Source organism: Dactylosporangium sp. CS-047395, from assembly GCF_050942185.1.
Classification (GTDB): domain Bacteria; phylum Actinomycetota; class Actinomycetes; order Mycobacteriales; family Micromonosporaceae; genus Dactylosporangium.
The window spans coordinates 10470900-10485283 of the sequence record NZ_CP192015.1; the positions used below are offsets into that span (position 1 = coordinate 10470900).

The 14384-nt window shown below is 73.2% G+C and carries 8 protein-coding genes; 3 read left to right on the plus strand and 5 right to left on the minus strand.

From position 1 onward, the window contains the following. The 5 genes from ACQP00_RS48865 to ppc form a co-directional block, all read right to left on the minus strand. Positions 1-1206: a hypothetical protein gene (locus ACQP00_RS48865; protein WP_433210777.1), complete on the minus strand. Its 1206-nt coding sequence runs from the start codon at positions 1204-1206 to the stop codon at positions 1-3. Then, entirely contained in the window at positions 1203-2591 is a 1389-nt protein-coding gene (locus tag ACQP00_RS48870; RefSeq protein WP_433210779.1) for an O-antigen ligase family protein, read from the minus strand. The genes ACQP00_RS48865 and ACQP00_RS48870 overlap by 4 nt, the downstream gene beginning before the upstream one ends. Continuing rightward, positions 2588-4423, minus strand: a complete 1836-nt coding sequence (locus tag ACQP00_RS48875; protein WP_433210781.1) for a Wzz/FepE/Etk N-terminal domain-containing protein — start codon at positions 4421-4423, stop codon at positions 2588-2590. Before ACQP00_RS48875 ends, ACQP00_RS48870 begins: the two co-directional genes overlap by 4 nt. 104 nt (positions 4424-4527) lie before the next feature. Further along, positions 4528-6057, minus strand: a complete 1530-nt coding sequence (cysC, locus tag ACQP00_RS48880) for an adenylyl-sulfate kinase (RefSeq protein ID WP_433224293.1) — start codon at positions 6055-6057, stop codon at positions 4528-4530. Between the two features lie 27 nt (positions 6058-6084). Next, entirely contained in the window at positions 6085-8904 is a 2820-nt protein-coding gene (gene ppc / locus ACQP00_RS48885; protein WP_433210783.1) for a phosphoenolpyruvate carboxylase, read from the minus strand. Positions 8905-9147: 243 nt separating this feature from the next. Here ppc and mfd point away from each other — a divergent pair, with 243 nt between their 5' ends. Genes mfd through ACQP00_RS48900 form a run of 3 tightly spaced genes read left to right on the plus strand, consistent with a single transcriptional unit; the run spans position 9148 to position 14368 of the window. Further along, complete coding sequence (mfd, locus tag ACQP00_RS48890; RefSeq protein WP_433210785.1) at positions 9148-12699, plus strand: transcription-repair coupling factor; 3552 nt, start codon at positions 9148-9150, stop codon at positions 12697-12699. Positions 12700-12737: 38 nt separating this feature from the next. Then, positions 12738-13412 (plus strand): hypothetical protein, encoded by a 675-nt coding sequence (locus ACQP00_RS48895; protein ID WP_433210787.1) that lies wholly within the window; start codon positions 12738-12740, stop codon positions 13410-13412. Positions 13413-13417: 5 nt separating this feature from the next. Further along, positions 13418-14368 (plus strand): MazG family protein, encoded by a 951-nt coding sequence (locus ACQP00_RS48900; RefSeq protein ID WP_433210789.1) that lies wholly within the window; start codon positions 13418-13420, stop codon positions 14366-14368. Positions 14369-14384: the final 16 nt, after the last annotated feature.

Sequence of the window (14384 nt, forward strand, 5' to 3'; positions counted from 1 at the left end):
TTACAGCGCCTCCACTCGCGCGACGAGGACGGGCAGCAGCCAGCTGCCGAGCACGCCCAGCCGGGCGCCGGCCTCCGCCTGCCGGTCGGTGACGTACCGGGTGGCCAGGTCGATGAGGTACAGCAGCGCGGTCACCTCGACCGCCTGGCGGTGCACGACGCCGAACGGCAGCAGCAGGTCCGGCGCGGCCGCGACGAGCTCGTTGACCGCCTGCCCGGCCGAGGGCGAGCGGCCGATGCCCAGCTGCAGCGCGTGGTGCAGCCCGTCGAAGCCGATCGGCACGCCCGGGGTGAACCGCTCCCAGTCCCAGACCAGCACGCCGCTCGCGACGCCGGCCATGTTCCACGGCGACCAGTCCCCGTGCCAGGAGCCGAAGTGCAGCTGGACGTCGCCGGCCGCGCGCGCGATGCGCTCGGCCGCGGTGCGCAGGGCGGCACCCTCGGCGTGCCCGGCGACGGCGTCCAGGCGGGCCCGCAGCCGGGCCCAGTAGCCGCTGCCGTCCAGGCGGCCCTGGCTGGTGCCGCAGCAGCGCGCCACCTCCAGCATCGCGCTCGCGAGGCGGGGTGCGGTCGGCGCCACCCGCGGCTCCCAGACCGGCAGCGCGGACTGCACCAGCACCTCGTGCTCGCCCCACTGCCCGGCGTGCAGCACGCCGGGCACCCGCACCTGGGTGAGCCCGGCGGCGCCGACGGTGCCGAGCGCGGCGGCCTCGGCCCGGACCAGCTCGCGGGTCAGCGCCGCGGTGCCGAGCTTGGCGAAGGCCAGGGTGCGCCCGGCCGGGTCGAGCAGCTGCAGCACCGGTTTGCGGTTGGCCCGCGCCGGTCCGATGTGGACACTGAGGCGCAGGCCGGCGCCGAGGTGGCGGCCGAGGTACGCGTCGATGGTGTCCTCGGCCGGGCTCAGCGTCAGCCGGTCGCGCAGCAGCAGCCCGGACAGCCCGGTGCGCAGCGCGGCCACCACGGCGTCGCGCTTGAGCCGGGCCAGCCGCGACTGGGGCTCGGCGTAGCGGCGCACGGCCGCGGCGGCGACCCGGCGATCGTCCGGCACCAGCAGGCGGGGCTTGCGCGCGTTCGGAATGACGAGGTACCGCACCGGACGGGCACCCTGCCCGGGGTACAACAGGCCGAGCACTTCCTCGATGTATTGGGCGCGCAGCTGCTCGTCGTCGGCCTTGAGCGCGGCCGGAGCGGTCTTGATCGGACTCATGGCTGGCTGAAACCCCTCTGCTGGTTGCGCCACAGGACGGCATACGCCAGGAACGTCAGGGCCAGCGGGGTGACCAGGCTGTTGTACCAGAGCATGGCCGAGAAGCCGGACACCAGCGCGGCCCCGCCGGCCAGGCCGATCGGGCTGGCGTCGCGCCGGAACCGCCACAGGCCGGCCAGGAAGAAACCGACGTAGGACAGGGTGCCGAGCAGGCCGTGCGCGTACAGCAGCTGCCAGAGCTGGCCGTTGCCGCCGATGGTGAAGTTCCCGCAGCGCTCGCAGTCGGCGCTCTCACCCACGGCGATCGAGTTGCGCCCGCCGATCGTGGTGCGGGTCGAGCCGAAGCCGATCAGCGCCGACTCCTGCATGCCGGACAGGGCCTTCTGGGTGGTGTACATCCGCACGCCGTTGGACTTGCCGTTGTCCACCCGGGCGCCGACCACGTCGCCGAGCGGGGTGACGGCCAGGGCGACGGCGATGCCGACCGCGACCACGGCGACCAGGCCCAGCGCGGCGACCCGGCCCTTCAACGCCAGCCGTACGGCCACGTAGACCGCCATCACCGCGAGGCCGATCCACAGGCCGCGGTTGAGCGAGTACACGATCGGGACGATGGCCACGAGCAGCGTCGCGGCCGCGAAGACCTTGGTGCGCCGCTTGCGGGTCAGGCAGAAGCCGGCGACGGCGAGCCACCCGACGAGCAGGCACACGTTGTTGCCCCAGGTGTTCGTGTACCCCCACGGCGCGCCCGGCCGCGGCGTCTCCCCGCCCAGCAGGTTCATGATCTGGGCCGCGGTCGGGTGCATCAGCGACTGCACGAACCCGTCGTGGCGCACGTGCGGCGGCAGCAGCAGCTCGAACGGCGCGGTGAACTCGAAGCGCGGCGCCGCCATGCCGAGGATGCCGCCGGCCACGGTGACCGCGAACAGCCAGGCGAGCTGCCGCACGAGCCGCTCCTGGCTGAGCGCGCGGCGCTCCAGGTTGCCGGCGTAGACCAGCAGCACGGTGAGCGCGCCGTAGCCGCCGAGGCGGAACGCGTAGGACACGAAGCGGCTCTGCCACGTGCCGGGGACCGTGCCGGCCGGGTCGGCGCCGAGCGTGAACAGCCCGAAGCAGACCGCGGCCAGGAACAGCAGCCACAGCAGGAACGCGGGCGGCAGCTTGACCACGTGCCCGGCCGCGCGGTGGCGGACCAGCGACCACGCCATGGGCACGGCCGCGATGAAGAAGATGAGGACGCCGAGGCCCAGGGCCCACCACAGGGGGTACAGCAGCAGGATCCCGGTGATGGGCCAGGCGTTGAGGCGATGGACCCGGCGGCGGATCGAGGCCGACGGCGCACCGAGCGCGGGCTCGGTGGAGGGGTGGCTCGTCACGGTGGTCATCGGCGCTTGTCGGCACCGTTCTCGCTGGGCGCCTCGGCCGGGATGCGGGTGACCGAGATGGTCGCCCGGGTCGGCCGGCTCGGCGGCGGCACCGTTTTCGCCTTGGTGGCCGGCGGCGGGGTGGCGGGGGCGGCCGGTGTGGTGCGGATCCGCTTCGGCTGCTCGTCCTTGTGGACGGCGGGCTCGTCCTTGGCCGGGATCTTCTCCAGCACGGTGGTCATGTCGTCGGCGACGGTGACCGGGGCCGGGGTCTCCTCGCGCTCGTCGGCGTTGCGCGGGGCGGCCAGCCGCGGCAGGACGACCGCGCCGAGCAGCGGGGTGCCGACCCGGCGCAGCTGGTCGGCGGCGTCGGCGATCTCGGTGTTGCGGGTCCGGCGCAGCTCCACCGCGACGATGGCGGCGTCGGCGAGGGCGGCCAGGCTCTGCGCGTCGGCGCTGGTGGCGGTGGACGGGGCCTCGACGACCACGTAGGCGGCCCGCTCCCGCAGGGTGGCCAGGGTGTCCCGCAGGGTCTGGGACTGCAGCAGCCCGCCGGCGCTGGCGGTGCCGCCGGTGGTCACCACGCTGAGGTTCGGGTGGCGCGGGGCGCGCTGCGTCGCGCTGCTGAGCGAGAAGCGGCCGGCGAGCACGTCGGACAGGCCGGGCACCGCGCGGACGCCGAGCATCCGATGGACCGAGGCGGTGTCGACCATGCTGTCAGGGAGGTGTGCACAGACAAGGACGGTTTCCGCTCCGGTACGGGCGAACGCCGCCGCCAGGTTCGCCGCCACCACGGTCGACGAGGCGCCGCGGCTCGCCCCGGCCACGACCACGACCTGCCCGGCCAGGGCCACCCGGGCGTCGCCGCCGACGGGGGCCGGGATGCTCGCGAGCACCTCGTTGCGCAGCCGGTTGAAGATCCGCCCGCCCGCGCCGAACGGCGCGAACACGTCGTCGAGGCGCGGCTTGACCCGGCCCGGCACGGTCGCGAGCACGCCCACGTCGACCCGGCGGGGCAGGTCGGAGGCGCGCCGGACGCGCTGGTCGAGCCGCTCGCGCAGCATGGCCGCGCCGACGCCGAGCAGCAGCCCGACCATCGCGCCGCTGGCCAGGTTGAGCAGCCGGTTGGGCTTGACCGGGGTGCTCGGCAGGTCGGCGTCGCGGGTGATCTTCCCGGCGCTGACGGTCGTGGTGAGCAGCTGGTTGAGCTGGCCCGCGAGCGTGTTGACCTGCGAGGTGGCGGTGCTGCGCTGGCTCTCCAGGTTGGGCCGGTTGGGGTCGGTCTGCTTGAGCGTGGCGAGCTTGGCGTTGATCTGGGTCAGCCCGGCGTTGAGCTGGTTGATCTTGTCGTTCAGGATCGCGATGCGCCCGGCGACGTCGGCCTTGGCCGACTCCTCGCGGTTGCGCAGGTACGCCTCGGCGAACGCGTGCGAGCCGGCCTGGGCCTGCTCGGCGGTGCTGGCCGAGAACGTGATGACCAGGAACGTGGTGTTCGGCGGCACCTCGACCCGGACGCTGGCCGCGAGCGTGTCCGGCGGCGTGGTCGAGCGCATCAGGGCGGCGGCGTCGGTGGCCACGGTGGTGCTGGCCACGAGCTGGGCCTCGTTGTCGAGGTTGATGTCGCCCTTGGTGCGCCCGCTGGTCGAGTTGGCGTCCTGGCCGTTGCCGATCGGCGAGACCAGCACCGAGGTGGCGGACTCGTAGACCTTGGTCTGCATCGAGGTGAACTGCACGGCGCCGGCCAGCCCGACCAGGACGAGCACCAGGACCAGCCACCAGTGGCGCCGGGCCATGCCGAGCAGATCGACGCCTGGGGAGTCGGGTTCGGCGGTGTGCAGGCGGTTGGCGTCCATTGAGCGGCGGCCCCTTCGGCGTCAGGTTCTCCAGCCTCTAACGCCGTGGTCGCTCGGTTCGTAATGGGCGATAAGTCCGCTTCACTCCCTGGGAAGCGGTTCCGCTACGGGATCGGGCGGGGGTCCAGCCAGCCGTTGCTACCGAGATAACGAAGCACCGTCGTCACGGCCTCGCCGTGGGACAGGCCGGTCGTGTCGATCGCGAGCTCGGCGTCGAGCGGCTCCTCGTAGGGGTCGTCGATGCCCGTCATGCCCTTGATGATCCCGGCCCGCGCCTTCGCGTAGAGGCCCTTGCGGTCCCGCCGCTCGCACTCCGCGAGGGGGGTCGACACGTGCACGAGCACGAAGCCGGCGCCCGCGTTGTGAGCGAACTGGCGGGCGGCGGCGCGGGCGTCGCGGTACGGGGCGATCGGGCAGCAGATCGCGACACCCCCGTGCCGGGCGGCCTCCGCGGCGACCCAGCCGATGCGGCGGATGTTCGTGTCCCGGTCCTCGGCGGAGAAGCCCAGGCCGGCCGAGAGGTGCCGGCGCACGATGTCGCCGTCGAGGAGCGTGATGGTGCGTTCGCCGGTTTCCAGCAGTACATCCGCGAGACCGGTGGCCATCGTGGACTTGCCGCTGCCGGACAGGCCGGTGAAGAACACCACCAGGCCGCGCTGGCGGCGGGGCGGGCGGGCCCGGGCGAGTTCGCGGGCGACGGCCGGCGGGGTGTGCCACTCGGGCAGGATGGTGCCCCGGTCCAGGTGGTCGTCGATCTCGGCGAAGGTCAGCGGCAGGCGCCGGTGCCGGGGCGGGATGTCGTCCAGGGAGCGCCACTGCCCGTCGCGGCCGTCGTAGGCGAGCTCGCGGGGCACCAGCACGCGCAGGCCGCCGCCGGAGAGCATCGACTCGCTGGAGGCCAGCAGGTGGGTCACGCCGTAGGCGGCGGCGACCCGGGTGCGCAGCATCGCGTCGCGGATGTCGTCGCCGTCGTGGTGCGGCAGGGGCAGCGCGACGATCGTCGAGGCCGGCATCCGGTCGCGGGCGGCCAGCACGCAGCGGACCAGCGCCTCGGGGGCCAGCCCGTCGGGGCCGGGGCCGTCGACCGGGACGAGCACCACGAGGTGGGCGGCGAGGGTCCGGGCGGCCCGCGCGATCTGGGCCAGCTGCGGCCGGTGCAGCGGCCGGTCGGCGATGACCCCGAGGATGCGCCCGGGCGGCAGCGACTGCCGGACCTCGGCCGGGGTGCGGCGCATCCGGCGGAACGCGCCGTGCCCGCCGTCGCCGAGGCGGCGCACCCGGCCGGCCACGCCCAGCGTGGTCTTGCGGGCCGGGTAGAGCTCGGTGGCGTCCAGGGCCGCGACGGGCGCGCCCTCCAGGTCGGCCAGGATCAGCACCCGCCGGGCCGGGTCGGCGACGTCGAGCTGCTCCGCGATGCCGCGGGGCAGCTCCAGCGTGACCGGGACCGGCCAGGCGGTGCCGTCGGCGAGCCGGCCGGTCCGGCGCAGCGCGATGAGGTCGGCCGAGCCCAGGAAGCCGGTCAGGGGCGCATATGCGCCCGAGACCAGCAGTTCCAGGTCGGCGAGCTCGGAGGATTTCGGCGTGTAGGTCGGGGCGTCGCGTAGTACGTCATCCGGCAAGCTCCAACCATCCACAGACACCCCGCAAGACTGCCACAGGCGTCAGCCCGTGTTGCGCATGCCCGCCGCAATACCATTGATCGTGGTGAGCAGCGCCCGCTCCAGGGCCGGGTCCGGCGACGAGCGGCGGCCGGTGGGCCAGTTGCCGGCGTCGGCGGACTTGCTGTCGCGGTACTGCCCGAGCAGCGTGACCTGCAGGTGGTGCAGCGGCTGCAGGTAGCTGTCGCGGACCCCGAGCGTGCGCTGCAGCACCGGCTGCCGGTCGAGCAGCGCGTCCTCGCCGGTGATCGCCAGCACCTCGGCGACGGTGCGCTCGTACTCCTCGCTGATCACCGCGAAGATCGGGCGCAGCGGCTCGGGGACGAGGGTCTCGACGTACCGTGCGGCGATCTCCAGATCGGTCTTGACCAGCATCATCTCGACGTTGGACAGGAACGTCGCGAAGAAGTGCCACTTCTCGTGCATCTCGCGCAGCACGTCGCCCAGGCCGGCCTCGCGGGCCGCCTTGAGGCCGCTGCCGACGCCGAACCAGCCGGGCACGATCTGGCGGGACTGGGTCCAGCCGAACACCCACGGGATGGCCCGCAGGCCGGACAGGCCCGCGTCGGCGTTGGGCCGCTTGGCCGGCCGCGAGCCGATGTTGAGCGCGCCGAGCAGCTCGGTCGGGGTGGCCGCCCAGAAGTACGCGGGCAGGTCCGGGTTCTCCACCAGCGCCCGGTAGTTGGCGAAGGCCGCGGTGGACACGGTCTCCATCGCCGAGTCCCAGCGGGCCAGGGCCTCGGCGGGCTGGCGGGGCTCCGTGTGCAGCAGCGCGCTCTGCAGGACCGCGGCCAGGGTGAGCTCGAGGTTCTCCCGGGCCAGGGCGGGCAGCGTGTACTTGTCCGAGATGACCTCGCCCTGCTCGGTCACCTTGATCGCGCCGTCCAGCGTGCCCCACGGCTGGGCCAGGATGGCCTCGTGGGTCGGGCCGCCACCGCGCCCGACCGTGCCGCCGCGGCCGTGGAAGAGCCGCAGGCGGACGCCGTGGCGGGCCGCGACGTCGCGCAGCTGGCGCTGGGCCTTGTGGATCATCCACTGCGAGGTCGTGATGCCGGCGTCCTTGTTGGAGTCGGAGTAGCCGAGCATGACCTCCTGGACGTCGCCGCGGGCGCGGACGATCGCGCGGTACACCGGGATGGAAAGCAGCTCGTCGAGCAGCTCGCCGGCCATGTCCAGCTCGCGGGCCTGCTCCAGCAGCGGGGCGAAGCCGATCCGGGACCGCGCCGACTCGATCGCGGCGCCGCCGAAGCCGGCCCCTGCGCTCACCTCGACCAGGCCCCACTCGCGGGCCAGGACCACGGCGGCGAGCACGTCGTCGATGCCGGTGGTCATCGAGATGATGTACGTCTCCACGACCTCCGGCCCGAAGCGCTCCTGCACCTCGCGGATGGCCGCGAACACGTCGAACGTCTTGCGCGCGGTGTCGGTCAGCGCGGTGTCGCGGGTCGCGAGCGGGCGGCGGCCGTTGAGCTCGTCGACGAGCAGCTGCTGGCGGGCGGAGCGGTCCAGCGAGGAGTAGTCGACCTCGCCGACCCGGCGGTACAGCTGGGCCAGCACCTCGTGGTGGGCGTCGGCGTGCTCGCGCACGTCCAGCGTGGCCAGCTGCAGGCCGAACGCGGACAGCGTGCGGATCGCCGAGGCGAGCTTGCCGGTCGCGGCCAGCTGGCCGCCGTTGCGGGCCAGGGACGCGCGCATGAGCTCCAGGTCGGCGATGAGCTCGGCGGTGCCGAGGTAGTCGCGGCCCGGCTTGTGCGGCGTGCCGGTGGCCAGGCGCTGGCGGGTGTGGCTGAGCTTCAGGCGGATGCAGCGCAGCTTCAGGCGGTACGACTCCTCCATGTTGACCCGGCGGTAGCGGGCCGGCAGCTCGGGGAGGTTGTCGAGGTCGGCCGCGAGGCTCGCGGAGAGGTCCAGCGAGACGCCGCGCAGGCGCTTGGAGACCGAGATCTCGTCGATGAGGGCGTCGATCACGCCCTCGGCCATGCGGATGCCGTACTCGTGCTGGATGAGCAGCACGTCGCGGGTGACGGCCGGGGTGACGAACGGGTTGCCGTCGCGGTCGCCGCCGATCCACGAGCCGAAGGTCAGCGGGCGGGCGGTGGGCGGCAGCTGTACGCCGAGATCGCGCAGCGTCTCGTAGAGGTCGTCGAGCACCTGCGGGGCCGCGCCATTGGCGAGGTCGGCCAGGTAGTACACGGCGTTGCGGGCCTCGTCGCTGGGCTCCGGCCGCTCCAGGCGCAGCTCGTCGGTCTGCCACAGCAGGTCGAGCAGCTCGGCCAGGCGCCGGTCGGTGCGCGCGGTGCGGGTCTTGTCCGGCTCCAGCGAGCCGTCCAGCGCGGTGGCCACGGCCTCGGCGTCGAGCTCGTCGCCGACCGCGCGCAGCTTGGTCAGCACCGAGCGGCGGGAGGCCTCGGTCGGGTGCGCGGTGAAGACCGGGCGCACGGCGAGCTTCGAGGCGATCTGGCCGATCTCGCGCACGCCGACGCCGCGGTCGGCGATCAGCTTCGCGGCCCGCTCCAGCCAGCCGCCCTCGCGGACCCGGATGCGGCGCAGCTCCCGCGAGCGGTGCACCTGCTCGGTGATGTTGGCCAGGTGGAAGTACGTGGAGAAGGCCCGGGCCAGCTGGGTGCCGGTGACGACGTCGAGGCCGTGCAGGCGCTCGGCGGCCGCCTCCGGGTCGGTGCGGACCAGCGCGCGGACCTCTTCGACGAGGTCGAGCAGCTGCTGGCCGTCCTGGCGCACGAGGCTCTGACCGAGCAGCGAGCCCAGCCGGCGGATGTCGGCGCGCAGGGCGGCGTCGGCGGCGTCCGCGACGTCCTCAGACATGTGTCCCCTCCAAGTTGCGGTCGGCCCAAATTGCGGTCGGCTTGGCTGGGGACGGCGCTGTCCGATTCAGGGGCATCGTATCGGCTTCGTCGTCCGGCCGTGGCGTCCCGGTGAGCCATGTCTCGGTTTCTGTCATACCCTCCGGATAGTCTTGAATCCGCATCGACCACCCCCGTCCTGTCTGGGCGCCGGGGTTGTTTGCTGTGGGTTTACTGGATATTTCGGACATTGGGTGCATTTGCCATGAAGCTTGCCGGACTGACCGAAGCCGCCCTCGCCGATCCCGCTCTCGCCCGCGCGCGTGACCTCGCTCGGGCCGGGCACAGCGACCAGGTCGACCTGACCGGGCCGCCGGCCCTGCGCGCGTTCGTCGCCGCCGCGGTCGCCGCGGAGCGGCCGCTGCTGGCCGTGACCGCCACCGGCCGCGAGGCCGAGGACCTGGCGGGCGCGCTGGGCTGCCTGCTCGACCCGGAGTCGGTGGCGGTGTACCCGTCGTGGGAGACGCTGCCGCACGAGCGGCTGTCACCCCGCTCCGACACGGTCGGCCGGCGGCTGTCGGTGCTGCGCCGGCTGGCCCACCCGACGCCCGAGGCGCCCCGCCCCCGGGTCGTCGTCGCGCCGGTCCGCTCGGTGCTCCAGCCGCAGCTCAAGGGGCTGGGCGACCTGGAGCCGATCGAGCTGGCGCCCGGTCTGGCGGCCGACCTCGACGAGCTCACGGTCCGGCTGGCCGAGCTCGCCTACGCCCGGGTCGACCTGGTCACCAAGCGCGGTGAGTTCGCGGTCCGCGGCGGCATCCTCGACGTCTTCCCGCCGACCGAGGAGCACCCGCTGCGGGTCGAGTTCTGGGGCGACGAGGTGGAGGAGATCCGCTCGTTCGCCGTCGCCGACCAGCGCACCATCGAGAAGGTCGAGCGGCTGTGGGCCCCGCCGTGCCGCGAGCTGCTGCTCACCGACGAGGTGCGGGACCGGGCCCGGGCGCTGTCCACCGACCACCCGCAGCTGGCCGAGATGCTCGACAAGCTGGCCGGCGGCATCCCCGTCGAGGGCATGGAGTCCCTGGCCCCGGCCCTGCTCGGCGGCACCGACTCGCTCGAGCTGGTGCTGCACTGCATGCCGGAGGGCACCCACGTCCTGCTGTGCGACCCGGAGCGGATCCGCACCCGGGCCCACGACCTGGTGCGCACCAGCGACGAGTTCCTGGAGGCCAGCTGGGCCGCGGCCGCGGTGGGCGGCAAGGCCCCGATCGACCTCGGCGCGGCGGCCTTCCGCCACCTCGGCGACGTCCGGGCGGCGGCCTCCTCGCTCGGCCAGCCGTGGTGGTCGCTGAGCCCGTTCGCGGCTTCTCCGGATTCGCCGGAGGCCGTGGTGGTCTCCGACGACGCGGTCTCGATCTCGCTCGCCGCGCAGGCCGTCCCGCTCTACCACGGCGAGACCGCGCGGGTCGTGGACGACCTCAAGCGGCTGACCGGCGACGGGTGGCGGGTCGCGCTGGTGTTCGAGGGCACCGGTCCCGCTCAGCGGGCGGCCGAGGTGCTGCGGGGCTCAGACCTCGGGGTGTCGTTCGTCGAGGCGATTGACTCGAAGCCCGCGGCCGGGGTCGTCACGGTCACGACGGGCTCGCTCGAGCTCGGCTTCCTCGACGAGGACGCCCGGTTCGCGGTCATCACCGGGACCGACATCTCCGGCGGGCGGGGCGCGTCCACCAAGGACATGCGCAAGATGCCCAGCCGGCGGCGCAACCAGATCGACCCGCTGGAGCTGCGGGCCGGCGACTACGTGGTGCACGAGCAGCACGGCATCGGCCGCTACGTGGAGATGGTCCAGCGCACGGTGAACGGGGCCGACCGGGAATACCTGGTCATCGAATACGCGGCGTCCAAGCGCGGCCAGCCCGGCGACCGGCTCTTCGTCCCCACCGACCAGCTCGACCAGCTCTCCCGCTACGTCGGCGGGGAGGCGCCCACGCTGCACAAGATGGGCGGCTCGGAGTGGCAGAAGGCCAAGTCGCGGGCGCGCAAGGCGGTGAAGGAGATCGCCGCGCAGCTGATCCAGCTCTACGCCGTGCGGCAGAACTCGCAGGGCCACGCCTTCGGCCCGGACACCCCGTGGCAGCGGGAGCTGGAGGACGCGTTCCCCTATCACGAGACCCCGGACCAGCTCGCCGCCATCGAGGAGGTCAAGGCCGACATGGAGAAGTCGGTGCCGATGGACCGGCTGATCTGCGGCGACGTCGGCTACGGCAAGACCGAGATCGCGGTGCGGGCGGCGTTCAAGGCTGTGCAGGACGGCAAGCAGGTCGCCGTGCTGGTGCCGACCACGCTGCTGGCCCAGCAGCACTTCAACACGTTCTCCGAGCGGGTGTCGCAGTTTCCGGTGGAGGTCAGGCAGCTGTCGCGGTTCCAGACCCCGACCGAGACGAAGCTGACGATGGAGAAGGTCACCGACGGCACCGTCGACATCGTCATCGGCACCCACCGGCTGCTGCAGACCGCGACCCGGTTCAAGCAGCTCGGCCTGGTGATCGTCGACGAGGAGCAGCGCTTCGGCGTGGAGCACAAGGAGTTCCTCAAGCAGCTGCGGGCCTCGGTCGACGTGCTGACCATGTCGGCCACCCCGATCCCGCGCACCCTGGAGATGGCGATCACTGGCATCCGCGAGATGTCCACCATCGCCACCCCGCCGGAGGAGCGCCACCCGGTGCTCACGTTCGTCGGCGCCCAGGACGACAAGCAGGTGTCCGCGGCCATCCACCGCGAGCTGCTGCGCGACGGCCAGGTCTTCTACCTGCACAACCGGGTCGAGTCGATCGAGCGGGCGGCGCGCCGGCTGCGGGAGCTGGTGCCCGAGGCACGGGTCGCGGTCGCCCACGGCCAGATGACCGAGGAGGCCCTGGAGAAGATCATGGTGGGCTTCTGGGAGAAGGAGTACGACGTCCTCGTCTGCACCACGATCGTGGAGAGCGGCATCGACATCCCCAACGCCAACACCCTGATCGTCGAGCGCGCCGACCTGCTGGGCCTCGCGCAGCTGCACCAGATCCGGGGCCGGGTCGGCCGCGGGCGGGAGCGGGCCTACGCCTACTTCCTGTACCCGCCGGACAAGCCGCTGACCGAGCACGCCCACGAGCGGCTCGCCACCATCGCCCAGCACACCGAGCTCGGCGCCGGCATGTACGTGGCGATGAAGGACCTGGAGATCCGCGGCGCCGGCAACCTGCTCGGCGGCGAGCAGTCCGGCCACATCGAGGGCGTCGGCTTCGACCTCTACGTGCGCATGGTCGGCGAGGCGGTCCAGCAGTTCAAGGGCGAGCGGCCCGAGGAGGAGGAGCCGGACGTCAAGATCGACCTTCCGGTCGACGCCCACCTGCCGCTGGAGTACATCGCGGCCGAGCGGCTCCGCCTGGAGATCTACCGCAAGATCGCCGGGGCCAAGGACGACGCCGCCCTCGACGAGATCGTGGCCGAGATGAAGGACCGCTACGGCGAGCCGCCGGAGCCGGTGGCCAACCTGCTGGCGGTGGCCCGGTTCCGGTTCCTGGCCCGCGCCTACGGGCTGACCGACGTGTCACTGCAGGGCAAGCACGTGCGCTTCGGGCCGCTGCCGCTGCCGGACTCCAAGCAGATGCGGCTCAAGCGGCTCTACCCGGAGTCGGTGTTCAAGGCGGCGGCGGACACGGTCTCGCTGCCCCGCCCGTCGACCCGCCGGGTGGGTGGCGAGCCCATGCGGGACACCCAGCTGCTGGAGTGGGCGGCCGAACTGCTCAAGACCGTGTTGGGTGACCCGGTCGCGGCGTGACCGGGTTCGCGGATTCCCCTGTGGGAGGGTGGTGCACTATGCGTGTTCGTCGCTTCGCCGGTGCCATCGCCCTCTCGCTGGTCTTCCTGACCGCGTGCCGCTCGCAGCCGGACGTCGCCGTGTACCTCGGTGACCGCACGGTCTCCGCGGCCGAGGTCGACGCGATCGTGCGGGGCGTCAACGACGAGGCCGACCGGCGCATCGCCGCGTTCGCCGCCGCCCGCGCCACCGATCCGGGCACCCTGCCACCGCCGATCGTGCGCACCACCGGCACCGAGGTGGTGTCCCTGATCGTCCTGGCCGACCTGGGTCGGCGGGTCATCGCCGACCGCGGTCTGACCACCCACCCGGCGCCGGCCGACACGATCGCCGAGACCTTCGCGATGCCGCCGGCCGACCGCTACGTGCGGCTGTGGACGGAATACCTGACCGGCCTGCAGTCGGTGGCCGCGGCCGAGCAGAACCGCCCGCTGACCGACGACGAGGCGGACCGGCTCTACGAGGCGGGCGCGGCCGACCCCGACGTCGACTACGACGAGGCCGTGCACCGCTTCAAGACCCAGCTCAACCTGGCCACGCTGTTCGGCGCCCAGCAACGCCTGGCCGGCGCGATGGCCGGCGCGGACGTGTCGGTCAACCCGCGGTACGGTCCGGTGGTCCTGCCCGTGGTGCTGAACGGCCGGCACCTGGACGTGGCGTTCGAGGAGGCTTGACGTCGGTGTCTCGTAGCGTGGTCCTGCTGGTGACCTCCCCTCGGCTGCCGGCGGGGGTGCTGACCGCGCAGGCCTGGGACCTGGTGCGCGCCCACCCCGTGCTCACCGCGGCCGACTCCGAACAGACCGCGGCCCTGCGCGCCGCCGGCGCGACGGTCTCGGTCGTGGCTCCCTCCGTCGACACGCTGCTGGCGGCGCTCGCCGAACACGGCACCCTGGTCTGGCTGGCCGCGCCCGACGGCGACGAGCAGCTGGCCCGCGAGCTGGGCCTGCGCCTGGCCCGCGAGCCGGGACTGGCCGAGCTCGAGCTGGTGTACGGCTCCTGGGACCCGGCCGGCGCCCGCCTGCTCGACGTGGTGACCGTGATGGACCGGCTGATGCACCCCGAGGCCGGCGATCCGTGGAAGCGGGCGCAGACCCACGCCAGCCTGGCCCATTTCCTGCTGGAGGAGGCGTACGAGCTCTACGACGCCATCGCCGACGACGACCCCGAGGCGGTCCGCGAGGAGCTCGGCGACGTGCTGCTCCAGGTGATCCTGCACGCCCGGCTGGCCGAGGAGACCTCGGACTTCACCGTCGACGACGTGGCCGGCGACCTGGTGGCCAAGCTGATCCGGCGCAACCCGCACGTCTTCGCGGACACCGAGGTGGGCGGAATCGACGAGATCATCGCCAACTGGGAGCAGATCAAGAAGGCGGAGAAGTCCCGCGCCTCGACCGTGGACGGGGTGGCTTTGTCGCAGCCGGCCCTGGCCCTGGCGGCGAAACTCCTGCAGCGGGTCTCACGGGCGGGGCTGGACGTGCCGCTGCCGCCGCCGACGACGCTGGGCGGCCGGCTGTTCGCCGTCGTCGCCTCGGCGCGGGCCGCCGACGAGGACGCGGAGGCGGCTCTTCGTTCGGCGGCTCTCGCGTACATGGAATCGGTGCGGGCCGTCGAACGCGGCGCGGGCGCTTGATTACTGCGCGTTGCTG